The organism is Dechloromonas hortensis (assembly GCF_009469765.1).
GTDB classification, from domain to species: Bacteria; Pseudomonadota; Gammaproteobacteria; order Burkholderiales; family Rhodocyclaceae; genus Azonexus; species Azonexus hortensis.
This window is the reverse complement of sequence record NZ_SSSQ01000010.1, coordinates 1-25,172: the sequence shown is the minus strand read 5'-3', so window position 1 is coordinate 25,172 and position 25,172 is coordinate 1. Positions and strand designations below refer to the sequence as shown.

General features: G+C 64.7%; 22 protein-coding genes. 8 read left to right on the top strand and 14 right to left on the bottom strand.

Going from position 1 to position 25,172, the window contains the following annotated elements:
• Nucleotides 1–40 precede the first annotated feature (40 nt).
• The 4 genes from GH663_RS15165 to GH663_RS15150 form a co-directional block, all read right to left on the bottom strand.
• Entirely contained in the window at nt 41–1,180 is a 1,140-nt protein-coding gene (locus GH663_RS15165; protein ID WP_153132555.1) for a porin, read from the bottom strand.
• Nucleotides 1,181–1,354: 174 nt separating this feature from the next.
• Nucleotides 1,355–2,143, bottom strand: coding sequence for an indole-3-glycerol phosphate synthase TrpC (trpC, locus tag GH663_RS15160; RefSeq protein ID WP_153132554.1), 789 nt, complete (start codon nt 2,141–2,143; stop codon nt 1,355–1,357).
• Nucleotides 2,140–3,168 (bottom strand): anthranilate phosphoribosyltransferase, encoded by a 1,029-nt coding sequence (gene trpD / locus GH663_RS15155; protein ID WP_153132553.1) that lies wholly within the window; start codon nt 3,166–3,168, stop codon nt 2,140–2,142. Before trpD ends, trpC begins: the two co-directional genes overlap by 4 nt.
• Entirely contained in the window at nt 3,165–3,737 is a 573-nt protein-coding gene (locus GH663_RS15150; RefSeq protein WP_153132552.1) for an aminodeoxychorismate/anthranilate synthase component II, read from the bottom strand. Before GH663_RS15150 ends, trpD begins: the two co-directional genes overlap by 4 nt.
• 147 nt (nt 3,738–3,884) lie before the next feature.
• Between GH663_RS15150 and GH663_RS15145 the strand changes: the two genes are divergently transcribed.
• From GH663_RS15145 to GH663_RS15110, 8 genes are all read left to right on the top strand, one after another.
• Nucleotides 3,885–4,895 carry a glycosyltransferase family 2 protein gene (locus GH663_RS15145; RefSeq protein WP_153132551.1) on the top strand — a complete coding sequence of 337 codons (1,011 nt, stop codon included), beginning with the start codon at nt 3,885–3,887 and terminating at the stop codon, nt 4,893–4,895.
• Nucleotides 4,892–6,361, top strand: a complete 1,470-nt coding sequence (locus tag GH663_RS15140; RefSeq protein ID WP_170291437.1) for a glycosyltransferase family 39 protein — start codon at nt 4,892–4,894, stop codon at nt 6,359–6,361. The genes GH663_RS15145 and GH663_RS15140 overlap by 4 nt, the downstream gene beginning before the upstream one ends.
• Nucleotides 6,342–7,043 (top strand): phosphatase PAP2 family protein, encoded by a 702-nt coding sequence (locus GH663_RS15135; RefSeq protein ID WP_170291436.1) that lies wholly within the window; start codon nt 6,342–6,344, stop codon nt 7,041–7,043. The genes GH663_RS15140 and GH663_RS15135 overlap by 20 nt, the downstream gene beginning before the upstream one ends.
• Before the next feature lie 323 nt (nt 7,044–7,366).
• Nucleotides 7,367–8,791 carry an aspartate ammonia-lyase gene (gene aspA, locus GH663_RS15130; RefSeq protein WP_153132548.1) on the top strand — a complete coding sequence of 475 codons (1,425 nt, stop codon included), beginning with the start codon at nt 7,367–7,369 and terminating at the stop codon, nt 8,789–8,791.
• Between the two features lie 41 nt (nt 8,792–8,832).
• Nucleotides 8,833–10,137: a dicarboxylate/amino acid:cation symporter gene (locus GH663_RS15125; RefSeq protein WP_153132547.1), complete on the top strand. Its 1,305-nt coding sequence runs from the start codon at nt 8,833–8,835 to the stop codon at nt 10,135–10,137.
• A 90-nt stretch (nt 10,138–10,227) separates the two neighbouring features.
• Complete coding sequence (locus tag GH663_RS15120) at nt 10,228–10,983, top strand: sulfite exporter TauE/SafE family protein (RefSeq protein ID WP_153132546.1); 756 nt, start codon at nt 10,228–10,230, stop codon at nt 10,981–10,983.
• A gap of 12 nt (nt 10,984–10,995) precedes the next feature.
• Complete coding sequence (locus tag GH663_RS15115; RefSeq protein WP_153132545.1) at nt 10,996–12,864, top strand: sensor histidine kinase; 1,869 nt, start codon at nt 10,996–10,998, stop codon at nt 12,862–12,864.
• Nucleotides 12,857–14,197 carry a sigma-54-dependent transcriptional regulator gene (locus GH663_RS15110; RefSeq protein WP_153132544.1) on the top strand — a complete coding sequence of 447 codons (1,341 nt, stop codon included), beginning with the start codon at nt 12,857–12,859 and terminating at the stop codon, nt 14,195–14,197. Before GH663_RS15115 ends, GH663_RS15110 begins: the two co-directional genes overlap by 8 nt.
• A gap of 146 nt (nt 14,198–14,343) precedes the next feature.
• Here the strand turns inward: GH663_RS15110 and GH663_RS15105 are convergent, their stop codons facing one another.
• The 10 genes from GH663_RS15105 to GH663_RS15060 all read right to left on the bottom strand — a co-directional run.
• Nucleotides 14,344–15,666 (bottom strand): sigma-54-dependent transcriptional regulator, encoded by a 1,323-nt coding sequence (locus GH663_RS15105; RefSeq protein WP_153132543.1) that lies wholly within the window; start codon nt 15,664–15,666, stop codon nt 14,344–14,346.
• Nucleotides 15,663–17,597, bottom strand: coding sequence for a sensor histidine kinase (locus GH663_RS15100; protein ID WP_153132542.1), 1,935 nt, complete (start codon nt 17,595–17,597; stop codon nt 15,663–15,665). The genes GH663_RS15105 and GH663_RS15100 overlap by 4 nt, the downstream gene beginning before the upstream one ends.
• A gap of 88 nt (nt 17,598–17,685) precedes the next feature.
• Entirely contained in the window at nt 17,686–18,330 is a 645-nt protein-coding gene (locus tag GH663_RS15095; RefSeq protein ID WP_153132541.1) for a MarC family NAAT transporter, read from the bottom strand.
• Nucleotides 18,331–18,343: 13 nt separating this feature from the next.
• Nucleotides 18,344–19,984: a methyl-accepting chemotaxis protein gene (locus tag GH663_RS15090; protein ID WP_153132540.1), complete on the bottom strand. Its 1,641-nt coding sequence runs from the start codon at nt 19,982–19,984 to the stop codon at nt 18,344–18,346.
• A gap of 152 nt (nt 19,985–20,136) precedes the next feature.
• Nucleotides 20,137–21,450 (bottom strand): Glu/Leu/Phe/Val family dehydrogenase, encoded by a 1,314-nt coding sequence (locus tag GH663_RS15085; RefSeq protein ID WP_153132539.1) that lies wholly within the window; start codon nt 21,448–21,450, stop codon nt 20,137–20,139.
• 28 nt (nt 21,451–21,478) lie between these two features.
• Nucleotides 21,479–22,207 (bottom strand): amino acid ABC transporter ATP-binding protein, encoded by a 729-nt coding sequence (locus GH663_RS15080; protein WP_153132538.1) that lies wholly within the window; start codon nt 22,205–22,207, stop codon nt 21,479–21,481.
• Between the two features lie 24 nt (nt 22,208–22,231).
• Complete coding sequence (gltK, locus tag GH663_RS15075) at nt 22,232–22,912, bottom strand: glutamate/aspartate ABC transporter permease GltK (RefSeq protein ID WP_153132537.1); 681 nt, start codon at nt 22,910–22,912, stop codon at nt 22,232–22,234.
• 1 nt (nt 22,913) lies between these two features.
• Nucleotides 22,914–23,651, bottom strand: coding sequence for an amino acid ABC transporter permease (locus GH663_RS15070; RefSeq protein ID WP_153132536.1), 738 nt, complete (start codon nt 23,649–23,651; stop codon nt 22,914–22,916).
• 65 nt (nt 23,652–23,716) lie between these two features.
• A complete protein-coding gene (locus GH663_RS15065; protein WP_153132535.1) occupies nt 23,717–24,781 on the bottom strand; it encodes an asparaginase in 1,065 nt (354 codons plus the stop codon).
• Nucleotides 24,782–24,842: 61 nt separating this feature from the next.
• On the bottom strand, nt 24,843–25,172 hold a 330-nt coding region (locus tag GH663_RS15060), incomplete at its 5' end, for a transporter substrate-binding domain-containing protein (protein ID WP_153132534.1).

The window sequence follows — 25,172 nt, the reverse complement described above, 5'->3', positions numbered from 1 at the left end:
CCGAAGCGCCCTTTTCTGGTACTAACTGACTGGAGTCAGATTAGAACTGGTGACGAACACCAACTTGGATACCCTGCTGGAACGGGTTGCCGGTTGCAGCAACACCACCGTTACCCTGAGCATCGTTCATGCCCATGATCGTGGCGGCACGAGCAGAGCTGGAGTCGATCAGGGAATATGCGCTGTACAGGTTGGTACGCTTGGACAGGGCATAGTCAGCACCAAAAGCGTACTGGGTAGCCGTACCCTTGAGGGAGCTGTTAGCATCGCCGTTGAAATCGGAGTAGGTCACCGAGGTCTTCAGTGCAAACTTGCCGAGCGGAACGGTTGCGCCGAGCATGTAGTTGCTACCGGTGAAGTCACCCTGAACAGCAGAGCTATCAACGACATTGTACTGAGCCATGGCGTGCAGCTTGACAACCTTGGCATCGAACGTACCGGCCAAGGTGTAGTTGTCAACCGACTTGGCGGTCGTATTGGCAATCGTGGAACCAACAGCGATACGATGGACGTTGAAACCAGCCATCACCGGACCAGCCGAGTACTTGGCCAACAAGGCATAAACCGTGTTGTTCTTGGAGTTGTCGCCAGCATTTTCCTGATTGGCAGCATCAGACAGGGAGACAGCATTTGCGTAAGCAACGGTCACATCAAAGCCACCGAAGCTCGGCGAGACGTAAGCCACTGCGTTGTCAACACGGGCCGGGTCCAGAAGACCGTCAAGACCAGCACCAGAGCTGAAAACGTTACGCATCTGGCCGACAGTACCAGCAGCGAACGGGTCGGTACCGGAGGTCAGGGTCCAGTACGGGGTGTAGAGACGACCAGCAATGGCGGTACCGAAACCACCGGTCAGGCCGACGTAAGCTTGACGACCGTAGGTACGGCCACCTTGAGCATTACCGGAATTGCCACCGTCAAAAGAGAAGCCTTGCTCGAGCAGGAAGACAGCCTTCAGGCCATTGCCCAGATCTTCGACGCCCTTGAAGCCCAGACGGTTACCAGCGGAAGCGCCGGTGTCGAGGGAAGAACGGCTGTGTTGGCCGGTGGTCTTGTTTTCAGCATCCCAACGGTAGGCGTAGCCAGCATCGACGGAACCGTAGATGGTGACGTTGGATTGGGCGAAAGCAGCGGTAGAAGCCAGGCCAGCAACAGCCAGAGCGATAATCTTCTTTTGCATCAGAAAATCTCCTTAGTGGTTAGTTTTTAATCGGCCCTTGCGAACCGATTAAGCTTTACCTCTCGGATTGAGAAGTTGGGCTTGATTGTCGCAAAGAGCGGAAGACAGTAGCAACGGCTGTTTGGACTATGACTATGCTTCTGTAAAGTTTTGTTGTTTCGACGCAACAACTAGTCAGGCAAACAGGCGAGCCAGTTCGACGCCGGGCTCCGGGGCGCGCATGAAGGCTTCACCAACCAGGAAGGCTTCGACCTTGCTGGCACGCATACGGGCGACGTCTTGCGGAGCGAGGATGCCGCTTTCGGTGACGACGATGCGCTCGCCGCCAATCTTCGGCAGCAGGCCAAGTGTTGTATCCAGCGTCACTTCGAAAGTGCGCAGGTTGCGATTGTTGATGCCGAGCAGTGGAGTTTTCAGTTGCAGCGCGGCATCGAGTTCTTCGCCGTTATGCACTTCGACCAGCACCGCCATGCCGTAGCCATGGGCCTGAGCTTCCAGCGCCTGCATTTCGGAAAGACTCAGGGCGGCCGCGATAAGCAGGATGCAGTCTGCACCCATCGCGCGGGCTTCGGCGACCTGGTAGGCATCGACCATGAAATCCTTGCGCAGGACCGGCAAGGCGCAGGCGGCACGGGCGGCCAGCAGGTACTCGGGGCAACCCTGAAAATACTGGCGATCGGTCAGCACCGACAGGCAGGCGGCGCCATGTTGTTCATAGCTCTGCGCAATGTCGGCCGGCTGGAAGTCGGGGCGAATGACGCCTTTCGACGGGCTGGCCTTCTTGATTTCGGCGATGACCGCCGGTTGACCGCCGGTGATCTTGCGGCGGATGGCACCGACGAAATCACGGGGCGCCGACTGGGCGGCCGCTTCTGCCTCGACCACGGCCAGCGGCTTGACGGCCACCGCCGCAGCAACCTCTTCGCGCTTGGTGACGATGATCTTGTTGAGAATATCGCTCATTTGCCGCCCAATCGCCGGGTGCATTGAACGAACTGATCGAGCTTGGCGCGCGCCGCGCCGCTGGCGATCGCCTCGCGCGCCTTGGCGATGCCGTCGCCGATACTGTCCGCCGCGTTCGCCACATAGAGGGCGGCACCGGCATTCAGACAGACGATCTCGCGGGCAGCCCCTGGCTGGTTGTCCAGCGCGCCAAGCAGCATGGCCCGCGATTCGTCTGCACTGGCGACGCGCAGGTTGCGCAGCGACAACATCTGCAGACCGAAATCTTCCGGATGCACTTCGTATTCGCGGATCTGGCCGTCCTTCAACTCGCCGATCAGGGTCGCCGCGCCGAGCGAAATTTCGTCGAGCCCATCGCGGCCATGCACGACCAGCACCCGTTCGGCGCCCAGGCGCTGCATGACACGAACCTGGATGCCGACCAGATCGGGATGGAAAACGCCCATCAAGGTATTCGGGGCAGCGGCCGGATTAGTCAGCGGGCCGAGAATATTAAAGATGGTACGGACGCCCATTTCGCGGCGCACCGGCGCGACGTGCTTCATCGCGCCGTGGTGGTTGGGAGCGAACATGAAGCCGATGCCGGTTTCCTCGATGCAGGCGGCCACCTGCTCGGGGGCCAGCATGATGTCGGCGCCCAGCGCCTCCAGCACATCGGCACTGCCTGAACTGGACGAGACGCTGCGCCCGCCGTGCTTGGCCACCTTGGCGCCGGCCGCGGCACAAACGAAGATAGAGGTCGTCGAAATGTTGAAGCTGTGTGCGGCATCGCCGCCGGTACCAACGATATCGACGAAACGGCGGTCGTAAGGCACCTTGACCGGCGTCGCCAGCTCGCGCATGACGCTGGCGGCAGCGGCGATCTCGCCAATGGTTTCCTTCTTGACGCGCAGGCCGGTGATGATGGCGGCGATCATGACCGGCGTCACTTCGCCGCCCATGATCTGGCGCATCAGCGAGACCATTTCATCGTGGAAAATTTCGCGGTGTTCGATCACGCGCTGGAGGGCGGCTTGCGGGGTCATTTCTTGTGTTCGTCCAGGAAGTTCTTGAGCAGGTCGTGACCGCGTTCGGTCAGGATCGATTCGGGGTGGAACTGCACGCCCTCGACGGCCAGCGTCTTGTGGCGAACGCCCATGATTTCGCCGTCGTCGGTCCAGGCGGTGATTTCCAGGCAGTCTGGCAGGCTGTCGCGCTCGATGGCCAGCGAGTGGTAGCGGGTGCAGGTCAGCGGATTGGGCAAACCTTTGAAAACGCCGACATCCTTGTGGTGCACCGGCGACACCTTGCCGTGCATCAACTGCTTGGCATGCACAATCTTGCCGCCGAAGGCTTCGCCGATCGACTGGTGGCCAAGGCAGACGCCGAGCAGCGGAATCTTGCCGGAAAATTCGCGGATCGCCGCCAGCGAAATGCCGGCCTGGGCCGGGGCGCAGGGGCCGGGCGAGATGACCAGATAATCCGGCTTCAGGCGGGCAATATCGGCCACTGAAATGGCGTCGTTACGAAAAACCTGCACATCCTGGCCCAGCTCACCAAAGTACTGGACGATGTTGTAGGTGAAGCTGTCGTAATTGTCGATCATCAGCAGCATGCTGTTGATTCCTTGCTCGATACGGTAAACGACAAATTCTACAACAAGCCCCCGCCCCTCGCCGCCCCGAGAAGCCGCAGCCGGGCAGAATCGGCGTTGGCCCGCCGGTTTCAAGTTAAAATGCCGCCTTTCCCGCCGGATCCACTTATGAGCGCCGCCATTTCCATCCCACCGCACAGCCTTTCCATCGTCGTCCCGTTCTACAACGAGGAAGACAACATCGCACCGCTGGTCAAGCGCGTGCATGAGGCGCTGGTCGGCTATGAGCATCCTTGGGAACTGGTCCTGGTCGATGACGGCAGCAGCGACGCCACCGTCGAGCGCGCCCTGCAGTCGGCGCGCGAATACGGCCCGCACGTCCGCATCGTCGAACTGACCCGCAACTTCAAGCAGACCGCCGCCATGCAGGCCGGTATCGACGCGGCGCGCGGCGACGTCATCGTCACCATGGACGGCGACTTGCAGAACGACCCGATCGACATCCCGCGCATGGTTGCCCGCCTGTTGAACGAAGACCTCGACCTGGTCGCCGGCTGGCGCCAGAACCGCCAGGACGGCCTGGTCCTGCGCAAGATTCCATCGAAGATTGCCAACAAGCTGATCGCCCGGATGACCGGCGTCAAGCTGCGCGACTACGGCTGCAGCCTCAAGGCTTTCCGCGGCAGCGTCATCAAGAGCGTGCGCCTGTACGGCGAAATGCACCGCTTCATCCCGGCCTGGCTGGCCACCGTGACGACGCCGCGCCGCATCGCGCAGGAACCGACGACGCACCACGCGCGCACCGCCGGGGTTTCCAAGTACGGCATTTCGCGCACTTTCCGCGTCATCCTCGACCTGATCGCCGTCTATTTCTTCATGCGCTTCCGCGCCCGCCCCGGCCACTTCTTCGGCGGCATCGGCCTGGTCCTGACCGGCCTGGCCGGCCTGGTGCTGACCTGGCTGGCCTGGGTCAAGTTCGGCCTTGGCGAACCGATCGGCGGCCGGCCGTTGCTGATTGTCGCCATCGGCGGCCTGATCGCCGGCGTGCACTTCATTACCACCGGCGTGCTGGCTGAACTGCTGGCCCGCATCTACTTCGAATCCGGCACCATCCGCTCCTATTCGGCCCGCCCGGAACGCGTACTGGCGGCCGACGAAGGCTGGCACAAATCGGCGTGACTGCTGCGGTAGACGCCCGAATTTACGCAAAATTCGGCGGCAAGATCCTGTTCGGCCTGACGGCCGTGCTGCTCGCCTGGCGCTTCTGGGTGGTGCCGCAGCTCGGCATCACGCTTTACATCGACGAAGCGCAATACTGGACCTGGGCACAACACCTGGCCTGGGGCTACTTCTCGAAGCCGCCCGGCGTCGCGGCACTGATCGCCGCCTCCACGGCGCTGTTCGGCGACGGCATTCTCGGCGTCAAGGCGCTGGCCATGCTCTGCTATCCGCTGGCCGCCGCCGCCTGCTGGGCCATCGCCCGCCGCCTGTACGATGCACGCGTCGCCTTCTGGTCGGCCGTCGCCGTGCTGACCCTACCGATGTTTTCCTGGCTCGGCCTGTTCGTGTCGACCGATGCCCTGCTCACCCTGTTCTGGGCGCTGGCGCTGTGGGCCTACCTGCGCGCGCTGGCCAGCGATGCCTGGGCCGACTGGCTGCTGCTCGGCGTCGTCTGTGGCCTCGGACTGCTCTCCAAATACACGATGGCGGCCTGGCTCGGCGCCGCCTTCCTGCACCTGCTCGCCTTCCATCGCACCCGACTGGCCTCGCTCAAACCTTGGCTGGCGGCCGGGCTGGCGCTGGCCATCCTGGCGCCGAACATCTACTGGAATGTTGCCAACGATTTCCCGACCCTGAAGCACACCGCCGACATCACACTGAACAAGAAGGCCGGCGGTGGCCTCAAGGCGCTCGGCGAATTCTGGGCGGCACAATGGATTTCCTTCGGCCCGGTGCTCGGCAGCGTCTTTTTCATCCTGCTCGCCCAGGTCCGGCAGAGCTGGCGCGACGACCGGACGCGGCTCCTGCTCTGGTTCGCGCTGCCGCTGTGGGCCGTCGTTTCGGCGCAGGCGATGAAGAGCAGCGCCAATGCCAACTGGGCCGCCCCCGCCTTCGCCCCGGCCGCGATTGCCGCCGTTGCCTGGCTGCTGCAGCGCGAGAAGAAACGCCTACTTGTCATCGGCCTGGCCCTCAATATCGCGCTGGTCGGCCTCGTCTATCACTGGCCCAGCCTGATTGCTGCGGTCAACGTGCAAAATCCGGCAAAAAAGAGCCCCTTCACCCGCGCCCGGGGCTGGGATGAACTGGGCCGCCAGCTGACGCCGATCATGCAGGCCCATCCCGGCGCCGTGCTGGTCGCCGACAACCGTACCCTGCTCGCCCACATGCTCTACGAACTGCGCGAGCTGAAGCCGGCCGCCGCCAGCTGGAACCCGAGCGGCGTGGCGAGCGACCATTACAAGCTGACCACCGATCTGCGGCCGTGGCTGGGCAAGGACGCGATCCTGATCACCCAGGACCCGGCCGACCAGTTCGCCAGCCGCTTTGCCGCCGTCGAAAAGCTGGCGACGCTGAAAGCGCCGCTCGACGCGCAGACGACGCGCGACATGGATGTTTACCTGCTGCGTGAATTCAAGGGCTACTGAACTTCGCATCGCGCTGATCGCCTGCGGCCTACTGGCCGGGCTGTTCATCGCCTTTCCGCAACTCGACCTGCTGGCCAGCGGCCTGTTCTATCGCGGCGACGGCCACTGGGCGCTGAACCGCGAAGACCTCTGGCTGGCCATTCCCTACCGTGGCCTGCCGCGCCTCGGCCAGGGCCTGCTGGTCACCCTGCTACTGCTCTGGCTACTCAGCTTCTCGTCGCGCCTGCCACGGCTGCGCGCCCGCCGCGTCAGCTTCGGCTTTCTGCTGGTCGCCGCGCTGGCCGGCCCGATCCTGCTGGTCGACGCGACGCTGAAGGAACATTCCGGCCGGACACGACCGGTCAACACGACGCATTTCGGCGGCAGCAAGCAATTCACGCCGGCCTTCATGCCAGCCGACCAGTGCCAGGCCAATTGCTCCTTCGTCAGCGGTCATGTCGCCACCGCCGCCTTCATCATGGCTTTCGGCTGGCTCGGCGCCCCCGCCGTGCGCCGCCGCTGGCTGCTCGCCAGCCTCGCCTTCGGCAGCCTGTTCGCGCTGGTCCGCATGGTACCGGGCGGGCATTTCCTGTCCGACACCATCTTCGCCTGGTTCGCCACCTATTTCAGCCTGTGGGCGACTGAATGGCTGTTCCGCAAGCTCGGCTGGCTGCCCGAAAGCGGCAACAAACCGGCGATTTAGCAGCCTCAGGCTCCAGAGATAGTCATTCCCGCGCAGGCGGGAATCCAGGACTCCCGCACCCCAAGGGCACTTCCTTCCGGGCGCCAGCGCGGGAGTGACACATCCAGGCCTTGCAAAGGATGCATTGGCGCCCCTGCCGTTCGGAAAACCGAACCCCCCGGACCGCCCATCCTTCGGAAACCCGTCCGGCCCACCGCCCCGGCCCAGGAAAAACCTTTGCAAATCAATGCCCCAGCCGAGCAACACGGCTGGCACGGTGCGTGCGATAGATATAGGACCGGACGGTGTGCCCACACCAGACCGGCTACAACACTGGAGACACCATGAACACACAGCCATCCCACCGCATTGAACACGACCTGCTCGGCGACCGTGAAATCCCGGCCGCGGCCTATTACGGCGTCCACACCCTGCGCGCGCTGGAAAACTTCGACATCACCGGCATTTCGATCGCCGTCTATCCGGATCTGATCCGCGCCCTGGCCCAGATCAAGAAGGCCGCCGCCCAGGCCAACCAGCAGCTCGGCCTGCTCGATGCCGTGCGCGCCGACGCCATCGTCGCCGCCTGTAACGAAGTGATCGACAACCGCCTGCACCAGGAGTTTGTCGTCGACGTCATCCAGGGCGGCGCCGGCACCTCGACCAACATGAACGCCAACGAGGTGATCGCCAACCGGGCGCTGGAAATCCTCGGTCACGCCAAGGGTGAGTTCAAGCACCTGCACCCAAACGAACACGTCAACATGAGCCAGTCGACCAATGACGTCTATCCGACGGCATTGAAGCTGGCCACCTATGTCGGCATCTTCCGCCTGGTCGACGCCATGGCCTACCTGCGCCGCGCCTTCGAGCGCAAAGCCGAGGAGTTCGCCGACGTGCTGAAGATGGGTCGCACCCAGTTGCAGGACGCCGTGCCGATGACCCTCGGCCAGGAGTTCTCGACCTACGCCGTGATGCTCGGTGAAGACGAGGAACGCCTCAAGGAAGCCGCGCTGCTGATCCGCGAAATCAACCTCGGCGCCACCGCCATCGGCACCGGCATCAATGCGCACCCGGACTACGCCGCCATCGTCTGCCGCAAGCTGGTCGAGATCAGCGGCGTGCCGGTCGTCACCGCCCCCAACCTGATCGAGGCAACGCAGGACTGCGGCAGCTTCGTGCAACTGTCCGGCGTCCTCAAGCGCGTCGCCGTCAAGCTGTCCAAGGTCTGCAACGACCTGCGCCTGCTTTCCTCCGGTCCACGTGCCGGTTTCGGCGAAATCAACCTGCCGCCGCGCCAGGCCGGCTCGTCGATCATGCCGGGCAAGGTCAATCCGGTGATCCCGGAAGTGGTTAACCAGATCGCCTTCGAAGTGATCGGCAACGACACCACCGTCACCTTCGCCGCCGAAGCCGGCCAGCTCCAGCTCAACGCCTTCGAGCCGATCATCGCCCACAGCCTGTTCAAGAGCGTGCTGCACCTCGGCAAAGGCTGCAAGACGCTGGCCGACTACTGCGTCGACGGCATCACCGCCAACCGCGAGACGTTGCGCGCCAGCGTCGAACGCTCGATCGGCATCGTCACCGCGCTCAACCCCTACATCGGCTACGCCAACGCCACCGAAATCGCCGCCGAAGCCCACCTCAGCGGCCGTGGCGTCGCCGAGATCGTGCTTGAACGCAAGCTGATGAGCCCCGAGCAACTGGCCGAGGTATTGCGCCCGGAAGTGCTGACCCGGCCGCAGATGATCCCGACCCAGGCCGCCTGAGCGGCAGCACCACATTCAATGCACACAACAAGGAAAAAATCATGAAAATGAACCGTCTGACGACGATGATCGGGATCGCCATGGTGCTCGGCGTCATTGTCGGCTATGCGTGCAACACGCTGGCCGGCAGCCCCGCCGCAGCCAAGGAAATCGCCGGCTACTTCGGCATCCTGACCGACATCTTCCTGCGCCTGATCAAGATGATCATCGCGCCCCTGGTCTTCGCGACGCTGGTCGCCGGTCTGGCCGGCATGGGCGACTCGAAGACGGTTGGCCGGATCGGCGCCAAGGCCCTCGGCTGGTTCGTCGGCGCCTCGTTCTGCTCGCTGCTGCTCGGCCTGGTCTTCGCCAACCTGCTGCAGCCGGGCACCGGCCTCAACGTGCCGCTGCCGGAGGTCGGCAGCGCGGTTAACCTGAAGACCAGCGCACTGAATCTCAAGGACTTCATCACCCACGTCTTCCCGAAGAACATCTTCGAGGCGATGGCGACCAATGAGATCCTGCAGATCCTGGTCTTCGCCGTCTTCTTCGGCCTGGCCCTCGGCCACCTGCACAACCAGACGGCACGCAGCCTGGTCTGCACGATGGAGGAAGTCGTCCATGTCATGCTCAAGGTCACCGACTACGTCATGCGCTTCGCCCCGGTCGGCGTCTTCGGCGCCGTCGCCGGCGCCATCACGACCAACGGCCTGGGCATGCTGTTCGTCTTCGGCAAGCTGCTGCTCAGCTTCTATGCCGCGCTCGCCGCGCTGTGGGTCGTGCTGATCGCCGCCGGCTACTTCGTACTCGGCAAGGACGTCTTCCGCCTCTTGAAGCTGGTCCGTGGCCCGATGCTGGTCGGCTTCTCGACGGCGAGCAGCGAGTCGGTCTATCCGAAACTGATGGAACAGCTGGAGAAGTTCGGCATCAAGAACCGCGTCGCCAGTTTCGTGCTGCCGCTCGGCTACTCCTTCAACCTCGACGGCTCGATGATCTACACCACCTTCGCCGCCCTGTTCGTCGCCCAGGCCTACGGCATCGAACTCAGCCTGGGAACGCAGATCACCATGCTGTTGGTGCTGATGGTCTCCAGCAAGGGCATTGCCGGCGTGCCGCGCGCCTCGCTGGTCGTCGTCGCCGCCGTGCTGCCCATGTTCAACCTGCCGGAAGCCGGCCTGCTGCTGGTGCTCGGCATCGACCACTTCCTCGACATGGGGCGCACCGTCACCAACGTACTGGGTAATGCCATCGCCACCAGCGTCGTCGCCAAGTGGGAAAACGCCATCGACCCGGTGGACGATGCCCTGGCCGATGCCGACGAAGCACTGCCGGTACCCGACGACGGGATCGTGCCGGTCGCTGCCTGACGCAAGTTTCCTCTGGTATTCGGCATAGCCCTCTTGCCGAATCTTTAACGACCCGGTACCAATGGTACCGGGTCCTTTTTTTCTCAGAATATGACTATCGACTGGCTCATCCTCGCTCCCGCCGCCTTTTTTGCCGGCATGGTAGACGCAGCGGTCGGCGGCGGCGGCCTGATCCAGATCCCGGCCCTGCTCTCCACCTTCCCGCAAACCGCCATCCCGACGCTGTTCGGCACCAACAAGCTGTCGAGCATCGCCGGCACCGGCGCCTCGCTGTGGCGCTATGCCCGCGCCGTGCGGATTCCCTGGCGCCTGGTGCTGCCCGCCACTGCCGCCGCGCTGGTTGGCGCCTGGCTGGGTGCCGCCGTGGTCGCCTGGATACCGCGCGAAGCGATGCGACCGCTGGTCGTCGTCATGATGCTGGCCGTCGCCATCTACACCTTCCTGCGCAAGAACCTCGGCCAGGAAGAAACGCACGAACCGCGCCCCGGCGATCTCTGGCGCGGCGCCCTGTTCGGCCTGGTGATCGGCTTCTACGACGGCTTCTTCGGCCCAGGCACCGGCAGTTTCCTGATCTTCGGCTTCGTCCGCGTCTTCGGCATGGACTTCGTCCGCGCCTCGGCCAGCGCCAAGGTGATCAATTTCGCCACCAACCTGTCGGCCATCGCCTTTTTCGCCAGCCACGGCCCGATCCTGTGGGCCATCGGCCTGACCATGGCGGCCTGTAATCTGGCCGGAGCCTACCTCGGCACCCATCTTGCGCTGAAACACGGCGCCGGCTTCATCCGCCAGGCCTTCCTGGGCGTCGTCACCATCCTGATCGTCAAACAACTGGTCGAAATCCTCTAACATAGGCCGACCATGCCCAGCCGTTTCCTGCGCCACCTGCCGATGCTCCTGCTCCTCGTCGTCCTGATGGGCCTGAGCGGCTTCGGCGCCCACCGCGTCGCCCAGCAACTCGGCTTGGCCGACCTGCAGGCGACCGGTCTGCACCGCCTCGACCTGTACACCGCGAGCCTGGAGCGGGAAATCGGCAAATATGCCTTCCTGCCCGGCACGCTCGGCCTCGAACGCGACGTCCTCGACCTGCTCCGGCGGCCGGGAGACGACAAGCTGGCGCCCTCGGTCAACGCCTACCTCGAACAGCTCAACGACCGCGCCGGCACCCTGTCGATCTACGTCATCGACACCGCCGGCCATGTCGTCGCTTCCAGCAACTGGCGCCGGGCCGACAGTTTCATCGGCGAGGACCTCTCCTTCCGTCCCTATTTCCGCGAGGCGATGGCCAGCGGCAACGGCCGTTTCTTCGGCATCGGCACGACCCGCGGCGAACCCGGCTACTACCTCGCCTCGACGCTGGCCGACGACAGCCGGACGCTCGGCGTCGCCGTCATCAAGGTCAGCCTGGAGCAGCTGGAAAAGTCGTGGAGCACGGTCGAGGCGCCGGCCATGGTCAGCGACGAGAACGGCGTCGTCATCCTCGGCTCGGTCGCCGACTGGAAATTCACCACGCTGCGCCCGCTCGACGAAACGACGCGGCGCGCCTTCGACCAGACCCAGCAATACAACCGGCGCGCCCTGACGCCGCTCGAACTGAAGGAAATCGCCGAACTCGACCATGGCGCCCGGCTGGTCAGCATCGCCAAGAAGGGACCGGAAATGGTCTCGGTCTACCCGGTGGCCGGCCGTTTCCTGGCCCAATCCCGGCCACTGCCCGGCACCCCGTGGACGCTGACCGTCCTCTCCCACCTCGAACAGGTCGATGAAATCGCCCAGAGCCGGGCGATGGTCGCCGTGGTCGGCGCCGCCTTCCTGTTCATGCTCGGCCTGACCCTCGACGAGCGGCGCCGCCACCTGAAGGACCGGCTGGCCGCCCGCGAGGCGCTGCAGAAGGCGCACGACCAACTGGAGCGCAAGGTCGATGAGCGGACCGCCGACCTCTCGGCCGCCAACCACCTGCTGCAGGACGAAATCGCCGAGCGCATCCGCGCCGAACGGACGCTGCGCGCTGCCCAGGACGAACTGGTCCAGGCCGGCAAGCTGGCGGTAATCGGCCAACTGTCGACCGGCATCGCCCACGAACTGAACCAGCCGCTGGCCGCGCTGCGCACGCTGTCCGGCAACGGCGTTCGCTTTCTCGAACGGGGCGATGTCGCCACCACCCGGGCCAATCTCGAACGCATCGCCCAGCTGGTCGACCGCATGGGTCTGATCACCGGCCAGTTGCGCGCCTTCGCCCGCAAGTCGAGCGGCCAGTTGCAGCCGGTCGCCCTCTGCCATGCCCTCGACGCCGCCCTCGCCCTGCTCGAGCCGCGACTGAGCCAGGCCGGCGCCGAAGTCGTCCGCCACTGCCCGCTGCCGGAACCGCGCGCCCGCTGCGACGCCAACCGGCTGGAACAGGTGCTGATCAACCTGATCGGCAACGCACTCGATGCGATGGACGGCCAGCCGGCGCCGCGCATCGAACTCGACTGCGCCGGCCTCGACGGCCAGGCCCGATTGAGCGTGCGCGACCACGGCCCGGGGCTGGACGAGGCGGCCTTGAGCCATCTTTTCGAACCCTTCTTCACGACCAAGGCGGCCGGCGTCGGCCTCGGTCTCGGGCTGACCATCTCGGCCGGCATCGTCCGCGATTTCGGCGGCACGCTGAGCGGCGCCAACCATCCGGACGGCGGCGCCGTTTTCACGCTGGAACTCCCTTTGCTCGACGAGACCGAACGCCATGACTGAAGCACTGAAAGTACTGATCATCGAGGACGACCCGGACGTCGCCCTCGGTTGCGAGCAGGCCCTGCAGCTCGAAGGCATCGCCACCGAATGCGTCGGCAGCGCCGAGCAGGCCCGCCGCCGGCTCGGCCACGACTACCGCGGCATCATCGTCAGCGACATCCGGTTGCCGAAAATGGACGGCATGGCCTTCCTGCGCGAGACGCTGGCCGTCGACCCGGAACTGCCGGTGGTGCTGATCACCGGCCACGGCGACGTGACGATGGCGGTGCAGGCGATGAAGGACGGCGCCTACGACTTCATCCAGAAGCCCTTTCCGCCGGAATACCTGGTCGAAGTGGTCCGTCGGGCGCTGGAAAAGCGCCGGCTGGTGCTGGAGGTGCGCGATCTGCGCCGCCAGCTCGAACAGCGCGACCAGCTCGAAGGCAAGCTGATCGGCCGCGCCCCGGGCATGCAGAAGCTGCGCCAGATGCTGGTCGGCCTCGCCGGCAGCGCCGCCGACGTGCTCATTCACGGCGAAACCGGCACCGGCAAGGAACTGGTCGCCCGCTGCCTGCACGAAGCCAGTGCACGCCGCGATGCCAATTTCGTCGCCATCAACTGCGGCGGCATGGCCGAGAGCCTGCTCGACAGCGAACTGTTCGGCCATGAAGCGGGCGCTTTCACCGGCGCCGCCAAGCGGCGGATCGGCAAGATCGAGCATGCCAGCGGCGGCACGCTGTTTCTCGACGAAATCGAGAGCATGCCGATGAGCATGCAGATCAAACTGCTGCGCGTGCTGCAAGAGCGCACGCTGGAACGGCTCGGCTCCAACACGCTGCTCAACATCGACTGCCGCGTCATTGCCGCGACCAAGACCGACCTGCTCGAACTGGCCGGCCGCGGCGGCTTCCGCAACGATCTTTATTACCGGCTGAGCGTCGCGACACTGGCCCTGCCGCCGCTACGCGAGCGGCGCGAGGACATCCCGCTGCTTTTCGAGCACTTCCTGCTTCAGGCCGCCGCCCGCCACCAGCGACCGGTGCCGGAAACGACGGCCGGCCGCGTCCGCCAACTGGTCGGCTACGCCTGGCCGGGCAACGTGCGCGAACTGCGGAACGTCGCCGACCGCTGCGTGCTCGGCATAGAAAGCGGCTCACCGCCCTTCGGCCAGCCGGCGGCAGACGGCCCGACGCCGCTGGCCGAGACTGTCGAAGCTTTCGAGCGCGCCCTGATCGCCGATGCGCTGCGCCGCCACGGCAGCCTGGGCCGCACCGCCGAAGCGCTGGTCGTCGCCAAGACCACGCTGCACGACAAGATTCGCAAGTACGGGCTGGGCGACGACAGCGTTTCCTGAGCGTTCAGCCCGCGCCAGGGAGACGCTGGAATATTCGTCATCCCCGCGCAGGCGGGGATCCAGTTCATTGATTTTTCTGGATTCCCGCCTTCGCGGGAATGACATATTTGAATAACTCAGCGCTAACCTAGAGCGGTCGGCGGCCCTCAGATCAGACCGTATTTCTTCAGCTTGTCGTGCAAGGTGGTGCGGGCGACTTTCAGCGCCTCGCTGGTCCGCGCGATGTTACCGTCGTGCTTGGCCAGTTCGTTGGCGATCAGCACCCGCTCGTAGTTGTCGACCGCCTCGGTCAGCGACTGCGGCGTGTTGCCGACGCCGGGCGTCGCCGCATCGCGGCCGATGCCGAGGGCGTGGCAATCGGCGGCATTCCTGAGTTCGCGGATATTGCCCGGCCAGTCCTGCGCCATCAGCCGGCGCAGGTAATCCGAGGTTAGCGCCGGCGGCGGCCGGTTGTAGCGCTTGGCAGCCTGCAGCAGGAATTCGTCGTAGAGGGCCGGGATGTCCTCGCGCCGCTCGCGCAGTGGCGGCAGTTCGATGCGCACGACATTCAGGCGGTAATAGAGGTCGGCCCGGAATTTTCCCTGGTCGGAGAGCAGTTTGAGGTCTTCCTTGCTCGCCGCGACGACCCGGCACGACACCGGCACCAACTGGTTGGAGCCGAGCCGTTCGATGACGCGTTCCTGCAGCACGCGCAGCAGCTTGATCTGCATGTTCATCGGCATCGACTCGACCTCGTCGAGGAAGAGCGTGCCGCCGCTGGCGTATTCGATCTTGCCGATGCGCCGTTTCTGCGCCCCGGTAAAGGCGCCCGGCTCGTGGCCGAACAGTTCGCTGTCGAGCAGGTTGTCGGCCATGCCGCCGCAGTTCAGCGCGACGTAGTTTTCCTGGCGCGCCCCCGACAGGTCGTGCAGGCAGCGGGCGACCATTTCCTTGCCGGTGCCGGTTTCGCCGAAAATCAGCACGTCCACCGCAGCACTCGCGACATCGAGGATCAACTGGCGGACCCGCGCCATCTGCGGCGAGCGGCCGATCAGCCGGGCCTCCAGATCGTCGCGATGGTCGAGCCGGCGGCGCAGGGCTTCGACTTCGAGGACCAGTTCGCGCTTGTCCAGCGCCCGGCGGACGACTTCGACCAGGTCGCCGGTCGAGAACGGCTTCTGCATGAAGTCGTAGGCGCCGCAGCGCATCGCCTCGACGGCCAGGGTCACGTCGCCGTGGCCGGTGATGATGATCACCGGCAGGTTGGGGTCGAGCTGGTTGACCCAGCGCAGCAGCCCCATGCCGTTCAGGCCGGGCAGCCGCATGTCGGTGACGACGACGCCCGGGTAGTCGGCCTTGAGCAGCCGTTGCGCCTCTTCGGCGGTGCTCACCGCCTCGACCGGGATGCCGGCCAGCTGCATCGCCTGTTCGCAACCGAGGCGGACATTCGGATCATCTTCGATCAACAGCACGGACAGGGTGGGCTTCATGGCGAACTCGGCTCAGGGGAGAAAGTAGGGGCGACGCTGACCGGCGGCAGCAGCACGACGAAGCGCGCCCCGCCGCCCGGCGCCGGGCCGGCCAGCAGATCGCCGCCGAAATCGCGCAGGATATCGCGCGAAATGGCCAGCCCGAGGCCGAGGCCTTCGCCCGGCTGCTTGGTCGTAAAAAAGGGCTCGAACAGGTGTTCCAGCGCCTTTTCGGAGAAACCGACGCCGCTGTCGCTGACCGCCAGCGCCAGTTGGCCGGAGCTGGCCCGGTCGACCGAAAAGCTGAGCCGCCGTTCCGGCTCGTCGGCCATGGCGTCGATGGCATTGCCGATCAGATTGACCAGCACCTGCTGCAGGCGGTTCTGGTCGCACCAGGCGATCCAGGAATTCGGCGCGATCTGCCGGTCGACCGTAACCCCCTGCTTGCGCAGGCGTTGGTCGAACAGGAAGAGCGCCGCATCGACCGCCTGCGCCACATCGACCGCCGCCGGCACGGCCGGCGACTTGCGAGCAAAAGTCTTGAGCGGCTTGATGATGCCGCCCATCTGCTCCGACAATTGGCCGACGATGCCGAGATTCTTCTCGGCGGTGGCCAGATCGCCACGATGCATGAACTCGACCGCATTGGCCGACAGCGTCCGGATGGCGCCGAGCGGCTGGCTCAACTCGTGCGTGATGCCGGTCGCCATCTGGCCGAGCACGGCCAGCTTGCCGGCCTGGACCAGTTCGTCCTGGGCGGCGCGCAGCGTCTGTTCGGCCCGCTGCCGGTCGACCACTTCGCGCTGCAGGCGCTCGACGGCATTCGACAGATCGACGGTGCGTGCCGCGACATTGCGTTCGAGTTCCTGATTGGCTTTTTCCAGCATCGCCTGCGCCTCGCGCCGGCCGCGCGCTACCCGGCGCCGCTGGCCGAGGTAGAGCGCCCACAGCAGCAGGCAGCCGACCGCCGCCGTCGCCAGCGCGGCGTGGGTCGAAGCCTGGACGGCGACCGAACGCAGGTCGGAGAAGACGATGATTCGCCAGGCGGTGCCCGGCAGATGACGGCTCAGCGCCAGGTAGGTTTTCTTGCCCTGCAGCGCGCTCAGCGCGGTACCCGCCGGCGACTGCCGGGCGAGGCGGACGACGGCGCCTTCCTGCGCCTCGTCCACCGAAATATCCAGCGATTCGGCGCCGACCCGCTGCCCGGCGAACTGCTCGCGGCTGATCCGGGCCAGGGTTTCCGGCGTTTGCGGTTGCAAGGTGGCATAGCGCCACTCGGGCGGCGAGGCGAGCAGCACGATGCCGTTGTTATCGACGATCAGGGCCGGCGCCTCCTGCCCCAGCCAGCGCCGTTCCAGCTCGCGGATGCCGGACTTGACGACGGCGACGCCGATCACCTTCCAGTCCTGCGTTTCGTCGCGGATCGGCAGCGCAAAGAAGTAGCCCGGTTCGTGGCGCACCGCATCGACCGCGTAATGGCGTTCCGGCGTGCCGCTGACGGCGCCGCGAAAAAACGGCATGTAGGAGAGGTCGGCACCGAGCAGGTTGTCGGAGAAGATCCAGTCGCTGGAAGCGACCACCCGCCCCCGGGTGTCAAGCACGAAGATGGCTGGCCCGCCGAGATGGTCATTGAGTTTTTGCAGGAAATGGTTGGCCGCCACCTGCAGCACGTCCTGCCCTTCCGGCGCCGCCCGCAGCAGGGCGCGGACATCGGGACTCAGCTCGACGGCGCTGGGGATCGAGGCGTGCCGCGTCACTTCGCTGTCGATGGCGGCGGCGAGGATGTCGAGTTGGTGACTGGCCTCGTCGCGCAACTGGTTGAAGCCCTGCTTTTCGGAAATCTTGAAAGTCAGCAGGCCGGCCAGCAGAAAGAGGGCCAGCAGGATCGCCACGCCGAGGGCGCGGTGCGGTTTGGGCAGGCTGACCGGAGGGCTGGTGTGGGATTCAGGCATGAGCGGGACGGCGACAGGAAGGGCCTATTGTACGGCCGAAAATTGCCCCGCTTGGACCGTCGACCGCAGGCATCGCCGATCCCGGTGCTCAGGCACCGGCCATGAAGCTGCGAATGCCCGAGCCGACGAACTGGACACCGATACAAATGAGCAGGAAACCGGTCAGCCGGGCGACGACGTTGATCCCCTCGCTGCCCAGCCGGCGCGACACCCAGCGCGCCGAACGCAGCACCAGCCAGATGATCAGGCAGGTCGCGGCGATCGCCGCCACGGTCGCGACATAGGCCAGCAGGCGACGCATGCCGCCGGCCAGTTCGGCGATTTCCGAGGAAATGCCGATTACCGTCGCCAGCGCCCCCGGCCCGGCGATGCCCGGCATGGCCAGCGGAAAGAAGGCGAAACTGCCGCTGCCGCCGACCAGCGCGGTATCGGTGGTGCCGAACAGCATGCGGTAGCCGATCAGCGCCACGGTCAGGCCGCCGGCGATACGCAGTGCACCGAAGGAAATGCCGAAGGCTTCGAGAATGAATACGCCGGCGAACAGTCCGCCGGTCAACAGCAGAAAACCGTAAAAACACGCCCGCCGCGCTTCCTGCGACGCGGTGCCGGCCTCGAGATCGGCGGCCAGGGTCAGGAAGACCGGAATCTTCGACAGCGGGTTGGTGATCGTCGCCAGACTGATCAGGCCGCCGAGAAAAAAGCTGACCAGCAGCCGGTTGAAACTTTCATCCATCATCGTCTCCCGCTCAAGCCGTCCGGAAACGGGCGATGCCCGATTCGAGACTGGTCGCCAGACCGTCCAGCTGGCGTGCCGTGGTCGCCATGCTGGCGGTGGCCCGGTTGTTTTCGTGGATCATCTGGACGATACGCTCGACGCGGGCGGCGACATCCTCGCCGCCGGACGACTGCTGGCGCAGGCTGGACGACACTTCGTCAATGACGCGGGCGACATGGCGGTTGCTGTTTTCGATGGCGCTCATCGACTCGCCGGCGGCGCAGGCCATGCGCAGCCCTTCGTCGACGCGGCTGACCGAACGCTGCATGTGCTCGGCCATCGAGCGCGCCCCGCTCTGGATGGCGCTGACCATGGCGGCGATCTGGCTGGCCGAGGTGGTGGTCTTTTCGGCCAGCTTCCTGACCTCGTCGGCGACCACGGCGAAACCGCGGCCGCTGTCGCCGGCCCGCGCCGCTTCGATGGCGGCATTGAGCGCCAGCAGGTTGGTCTGGTCGGCCAGGTCGTGGATCACCGCGGTAATCGCCGAAATACGTTCCGACTCGCGTCCCAGCGTGCTCGCCGTATCGGCCGAATCGGTGACCAGGCCGGCGATCTGGCGAATTTCATCGACCATGGTCTGGATCGTCTGGCAGCCGCCGGCCGCCTGTTGCCCGGCCTTGCCGGACAGGCTTTGCGCCTCCTGGCCCAGGGTCGCGATATGGCTGATGCAGGTCGACATGGTCTGCAGGGTTTCGGCCATCGCGGCGCTGGCCACTGCCTGCTCTTCCGAACCGCCGCGCATTTCATCGGCCGAGCCGGAAAGCGCGGTGACGGCGTTTTTCAGTTGCCCGGCTTCCTGGCGGATGGCGCCGAGAATGCCGGCCAGCGACTGCGTGGTTTTCATCGCCGCCGCCTGCAGGCGGCGGATTTCGGCGCAGCCGTTCGGCTCGATGCGCTGCGTCAGGTCGCCGGCAGCGACGCTTTCCATCAGTTGGGCGGCGGCTTCGAGCGGCCGGCGGACACCGCCGGTCAACAGGAAGCCGAGAACGCCTGCGACCAGCGCCGCGGCCACCGCCAGCAGCAGCGTCAGGCGGCTGGTGCGGGCCGATTCGGCGACGATGTCGGCGGCCCGTTCGCGGCTCTGCGTCTGCATCAGATGGCGCGCCTGGTCGATACTCGCTTCGAGCGCCTGCATGCGCGGCAAGGCCTCCTGCTGCAGGATGCCCATGGCGACGGCGGAGAGGAATTGCATGGCCTCGCCCATCGCCTTGTCCTGGGCCACGAAGGCCACCGTCGCCTGCTCTCGGATGCGTTGCAGCAGCTCGCTTTCGCCGTCCGCAGCATGGTCGACCGCCAGCTTTTCGAGGGCGCCTAGGGCGGCGAAGAAGCGTGTCTTTTCCCGCTCGTAGCGTTCGGCTTCGGTCTTCATCACTTCGCCATCGGTGAAGATGATGTTGTTGCGGACGCTTTCGCGCATGCCGGCATTGGCATAGGCCAGTTCGGCGATCTGCCCGTCCTTGGCGAGCGAGACATTGGCGATGCGCTCGGCCGCTGCCTCGACCCGGTTCAGGCTGAAGGTTGTCCAGCCGGCGACGATGACGAACAGGCCGACAATGACGGCAAACGCCATCGCCAGTTGCTGGCCGATGCCGAGACGGAATAGCGCTTTCATAGGGAAAAACTCCAAGTGTTCATGAGGCCGGTTTGCCCTCGGCAAAACCGGGCATTGCCCCGCTCAGGCTGGCGCCGGGGGCAATCGGCAGCGCCCGCAGGCGCTGCGGCCAGGATCGAGCACGGGCAAGCCGGGTCGATCCTGGCTTCCGATCAGGGATACAGGCCGCGTTGCTCCCGAGCCGCCAGCACCCGCTGGCAGGCAATGATGAAGGTCGCCGTGCGCAACGAGACATTGCGTTCGTCGGCCATCTCCCAGATCGCATCAAAGGCGCCGACCATGATGCGTTCGAGGCGGCTGTTTATCTCTTCCTCGCTCCAGAAGAAGCTGGAGAAGTCCTGCACCCACTCGAAATACGACACCGTGACACCGCCGGCATTGGCCAGCACATCCGGCACGACGAGGATGCCGCGGTCGCGCAGGATGTCGTCGGCAGCCGGCGTGGTCGGGCCATTGGCACCTTCGACGACGATGCGCGTCTTGATCGTGGCCGCCCGCTCGGGAAGGATCTGCCCTTCGAGCGCGGCAGGCACCAGGAAGTCGGAGGGCAGCAGCCAGAAGTCGTCCACCGACAGCGGACTCGCCCCCGGGAACCCCTTCAGCCCGCCGGTACTGGCGGCGTAGGCGAGGGCGGCATGGATGTCGATGCCGGCTTCGTTGGCAATGGTCGCCGAATGATCCTGCAGGGCAATGACCGTCGCGCCGGCTTCATGGAACATGCGGGCGGCGATGCCGCCGACGTTGCCGAAGCCCTGGACGACGACGCGGGCGCCCTTGATCGGCACGTGGCTACGGCGGCCGGCTTCGCGGGCGGCGATGAAGACGCCGCGGCCGGTCGCTTCGTGGCGGCCGAGCGAGCCGCCCAGTGAAATCGGCTTGCCGGTGACGACGCCGGTCGCCGTCGAGCCGACATTCATCGAGTAGGTGTCCATCATCCAGGCCATGGTCTGCTCGTTGGTGCCGATATCGGGCGCCGGGATGTCCTTGCCCGGCCCGATGATGACGCCGATTTCCGACGTGTAGCGGCGGGTGATGCGCTCCAGCTCGTCGCGCGAATGCGCCCGCGGATCGAGCCGGATGCCGCCCTTGGCGCCGCCGTAGGGCAGATTGACCGCAGCGTTCTTGATCGTCATCCAGCCCGACAGCGCCATCACTTCATTGAGCGTCACCGCCGGGTGAAAGCGCACGCCGCCCTTGCCCGGTCCGCGCGACAGGTTGTGCTGGACGCGGTAGCCCTCGTAGTGGGCAACCGTGCCGTCGTCGCGATGAATCGGCACATCAACGACCAGGATCCGCTTCGGATGCTTCAGGGTGTCGACCCATTTCGACAGCGCGCCCATGTGCGGGGCGACGCGGTCGATCTGCTCGATGAAGCTGGCCCAGGGTTCGGGCGCTGCCGGGTTGAGAAAGGAAAGACCGCTCTGTTCTGGATGCTTGGCGGTATCGGTTTTCTTGGTGTGGCTCATGGTGTCTCCTCGTCTGCTCTAGTCGTTATCAGTGGTGCAGGATCTTGGCCAGGAACTGCTGCGCCCGTTCCGAACGCGGGTTGGCGAAGAACTCTTCCTTGCTGTCGTCTTCGACGATGCGGCCCTGGTCCATGAAGATGACGCGATTGGCGACGCGCTTGGCGAAACCCATTTCGTGCGTCACGCACATCATGGTCATGCCTTCCTTGGCCAGCTCGGTCATCACGTCGAGTACTTCATTGACCATTTCCGGGTCGAGCGCCGAAGTTGGCTCGTCGAACAGCATGCAGATCGGGTCCATGGCCAGCGCCCGGGCGATCGCGACGCGTTGCTGCTGGCCGCCGGATAGCTGGCCAGGGAACTTGTGGGCCTGGGCCTTGAGACCGACGCGATCGAGCAGCTTGAGGCCTTTGTCGATGGCCTCGTCCTGCTTGCGGCCGAGCACCTTGACCTGGGCGATGGCCAGGTTTTCGGTAATGCTCATGTGCGGGAACAGTTCGAAGTTCTGGAAGACCATGCCGACGCGGGCGCGCAGCTTGGAGAGGTTGGTCTTCGGATCGCCAACCGAGGTGCCATCGACGGTGATTTCGCCGGACTGGAAAGGCTCCAGGCCATTGACGCACTTGATCAGCGTCGACTTGCCGGAACCGGACGGGCCGCAGACGACGATCACTTCACCTTTGCTGACGCTGGTACTGCAATCGGTGAGAACCTGGAAGCTGCCGTAATGTTTGCTGACGTTTGCAATCTTGATCATGGAATTTCTCCTTGAGACTGGCGCTCAGGCCGTGGAATATTTTTTCTGGAGGCGCTTCACCAGTTGCGAGGCGGAGAAGCAGATGACGAAATAGACGACGCCGGCAAAAAGCAGCATTTCAACCAGTCGACCGTCGCGGTCGCCGACCTTGTAGGCGGCACCGAAGAAGTCGGCGAGCGCCGAGACGTAGACCAGCGAGGTATCCTGGAACAGGATGATCCCTTGCGTCAGCAGCAGCGGCACCATGTTGCGGAAGGCCTGCGGCAGCACGACGAGGCGCATGGCCTGGCCGTAGTTCATGCCCAGTGCCGATGCCGCAGAAATCTGCCCCTTCGGCACGCTCTGGATGCCGGCGCGGATGATTTCCGAGTAGTAGGCTGATTCGAACAGCGCAAAACCGGCCATGGCCGAAGACAGACGCATGTCCGTCCCGCGTGGAATGTTGAACAGTTGCCCGACAAACTCCGGCACGATCAGGAAGAACCAGAGCAGCACCATGACCAGCGGCACGGCGCGGAACAGGTTGACATAGCCGGCGGCGAACCAGGACAGCGCCTTGATCGGCGACAGTCGCATCATGGCCAGCAGGGTGCCCCAGACGATGCCGATCAGCACCGCCTGGAAGGTGATGACCAGGGTGACCTTCATGCCGTCCCAGAGGAAGGGCAAGGCGCCGGGAATCGAAGACCAGTCGAATTCGTACATGTTATTTGCCTCCGATATAGCCGGGCACCGAAATGCGCCGCTCGAACTTGTGCATAAGGGTCATCACGGTGACGTTGATGATGATGTAGGACAGCGTCACGGCAATGAAGGACTCGAAGGGCTGCGCCGTGTAATCGACCAGCTGGCGGCCCTGGGCGGCCAGTTCGAGGAGGCCGATGGTGGAGCAGACGGCGGAGTTCTTGAAGATGTTGAGGAACTCGGAAGTCAGCGGCGGCACAACCAGGCGGAAAGCCATCGGCAGCATCACGAAGCGGTAGGTCTGTGGCAGCGTGAAGCCGAGCGCCAGGCCGGCATTCTTCTGGCCGCGGGGCAGCGAATTGATGCCGGCCCGCACCTGCTCGGCGACCCGCGCACTGGTAAACAGCCCCAGGCAGACCATCGAGGCGAGGAATTGCTGCATCACCGGATTGGTCTGCTTGTAGGCGTCACCGATACTGGTCGGCAGCAGTTCCGGCAGCACGAAGTACCAGATGAAGAGCTGCACGAGCAGCGGCACGTTGCGAAACATTTCGACATAGGCGGTGGCGAAGCCGGCCAGCACCTTGTTCGGTACGGTCCGCAGGACACCGACCAGCGCCCCGAGCAACAGGGCAATCACCCAGGCGCTCAAGGACAGTCCGATGGTCATCTTGAAGCCGGCAAACATCCAGCCCAGGTAGGTGTCGTCGCCGCTTGCACTTGGCTGCAGGAAGACACCCCAGTTCCATTGGTAATTCATAGTTCAACCCCTCCTTTTAACTCGTTTGGCCAAGTCATTCCCATTCCCCTTCGCCCTGCCCTTGCTCAGTATTCCCAGAAAATACGCTGCAGTTCCTTGCTGTCGTTTGTTTTGGTCAGTGCCACAGCCGCCAGAATGCGCGCTTTTTGCGGATTCAGGTCATGAGCGACGAGCCAGTCGTACTGGTCGTCCGGCTGTTCGGCATTGCGCAGCACGAAGCCGCCGGCATTGACGTGCGAGGAACGGATGATGTGCACACCCTTGTTGCGCAGTTCGCGCAAGGCCGGCACGACGCGATTGCTGACCGAACCGTTGCCGGTACCGGCATGGATGATGGCCTTGGCGCCCTTGTCGGCCAGCGCGCGGTAAGCGGTGTCGCCGACGTTGCCGTAGCCATAGGCGATTTCGACCGGCGCCAGGGTTTCGATCTTCTCGATGTCGAATTCGGAATTCATCGTGTGGCGCTTGGCCGGCAGGCGGAACCAGTAGTTCTTGCCCTCGACGACCATGCCGAGCGGGCCCCACGGGCTCTTGAAGGCTTCGGTCTTGATATTGACCATCTTGGAGACATCACGACCGCTGTTCAGCTCATCGTTCATCGTCACCAGCACGCCCTTGCCGCGCGCATCCTGGCTGGCTGCGACATTGACCGCATTGAACAGGTTGAGCATGCCGTCGGCCGACATCGCGGTACCCGGCCGCATCGAACCGACGACGACGACCGGCTTTTCGGTATGGACGACGAGGTTGAGGAAATAGGCGGTTTCTTCCAGCGTATCGGTACCGTGGGTGACGACGATGCCATCGACGTCACGCTGTTTGGCCAGCGCCGCGACGCGCTTGCCGAGGGTAACCAGATGTTCGTTGGTGAAGCTTTCGGAAGCGATCTGGAAAACCTGCTCACCGCGCACCTGGGCGACATCGCCCAGTGTCGGAATACCGGCGATCAGCTTGTCGACCGGCACCTTGGCGGCCTGGTAGGTGGCGCTCTTGGCGACATCGGCGCCGGCGCCGGCGATGGTGCCACCGGTGGCGAGGATGACAACGTTCGGCTTGTCGGCGAAAGCCGGCACGGTGGCGAGAATGCCGGCTGCAACCAGCAGACAGCGGGAAAGAAGGCGGTTCAACATGACTGATCTCCTTGGGGAAGGCAGTCGCCAGCCCGGCGGGCCGGCGACCGGGTGCCGGTGCTTATTCGAAGGCCTTGTCGTTCGGGGCCTTGAACAGCGCCTTCATGTCATCCGACAGCGGCATCGCCAGATTCAGACCCTTCGGCGGAATCGGCGCCATGAACCACTTGGCGTAGATCTTTTCGGCATCGCCCGAGGTCATCGCCTTGGTCAGCGCTGCATCGACCACCTTCTTGAACGCCGGGTCGTCCTTGCGCAGCATGCAGCCGTAGGCTTCCTTCGATTGGGCGGTGCCGACCACGACCCAGTCGGCCGGCTTCTTGGCCTTGGCCATTTCACCATAGAGCAGCGCGTCGTCCATCATGAAGGCGACGGCGCGGCCGGTTTCCAG

Excerpts from the sequence above, each read along its gene's own strand:
- GH663_RS15165 (WP_153132555.1), bottom strand. The coding sequence starts at position 1,180 with ATGCAAAAGAAGATTATCGCTCTGGCTGTTGCTGGCCTGGCTTCTACC.
- trpC (WP_153132554.1), bottom strand. The coding sequence starts at position 2,143 with ATGAGCGATATTCTCAACAAGATCATCGTCACCAAGCGCGAAGAGGTT.
- trpD (WP_153132553.1), bottom strand. The coding sequence starts at position 3,168 with ATGACCCCGCAAGCCGCCCTCCAGCGCGTGATCGAACACCGCGAAATT.
- GH663_RS15150 (WP_153132552.1), bottom strand. The coding sequence starts at position 3,737 with ATGCTGCTGATGATCGACAATTACGACAGCTTCACCTACAACATCGTC.
- GH663_RS15145 (WP_153132551.1), top strand. The coding sequence starts at position 3,885 with ATGAGCGCCGCCATTTCCATCCCACCGCACAGCCTTTCCATCGTCGTC.
- aspA (WP_153132548.1), top strand. The coding sequence starts at position 7,367 with ATGAACACACAGCCATCCCACCGCATTGAACACGACCTGCTCGGCGAC.
- GH663_RS15125 (WP_153132547.1), top strand. The coding sequence starts at position 8,833 with ATGAAAATGAACCGTCTGACGACGATGATCGGGATCGCCATGGTGCTC.
- GH663_RS15120 (WP_153132546.1), top strand. The coding sequence starts at position 10,228 with ATGACTATCGACTGGCTCATCCTCGCTCCCGCCGCCTTTTTTGCCGGC.
- GH663_RS15115 (WP_153132545.1), top strand. The coding sequence starts at position 10,996 with ATGCCCAGCCGTTTCCTGCGCCACCTGCCGATGCTCCTGCTCCTCGTC.
- GH663_RS15110 (WP_153132544.1), top strand. The coding sequence starts at position 12,857 with ATGACTGAAGCACTGAAAGTACTGATCATCGAGGACGACCCGGACGTC.
- GH663_RS15105 (WP_153132543.1), bottom strand. The coding sequence starts at position 15,666 with ATGAAGCCCACCCTGTCCGTGCTGTTGATCGAAGATGATCCGAATGTC.
- GH663_RS15100 (WP_153132542.1), bottom strand. The coding sequence starts at position 17,597 with ATGCCTGAATCCCACACCAGCCCTCCGGTCAGCCTGCCCAAACCGCAC.
- GH663_RS15095 (WP_153132541.1), bottom strand. The coding sequence starts at position 18,330 with ATGGATGAAAGTTTCAACCGGCTGCTGGTCAGCTTTTTTCTCGGCGGC.
- GH663_RS15090 (WP_153132540.1), bottom strand. The coding sequence starts at position 19,984 with ATGAAAGCGCTATTCCGTCTCGGCATCGGCCAGCAACTGGCGATGGCG.
- GH663_RS15085 (WP_153132539.1), bottom strand. The coding sequence starts at position 21,450 with ATGAGCCACACCAAGAAAACCGATACCGCCAAGCATCCAGAACAGAGC.
- GH663_RS15080 (WP_153132538.1), bottom strand. The coding sequence starts at position 22,207 with ATGATCAAGATTGCAAACGTCAGCAAACATTACGGCAGCTTCCAGGTT.
- gltK (WP_153132537.1), bottom strand. The coding sequence starts at position 22,912 with ATGTACGAATTCGACTGGTCTTCGATTCCCGGCGCCTTGCCCTTCCTC.
- GH663_RS15070 (WP_153132536.1), bottom strand. The coding sequence starts at position 23,651 with ATGAATTACCAATGGAACTGGGGTGTCTTCCTGCAGCCAAGTGCAAGC.
- GH663_RS15065 (WP_153132535.1), bottom strand. The coding sequence starts at position 24,781 with ATGTTGAACCGCCTTCTTTCCCGCTGTCTGCTGGTTGCAGCCGGCATT.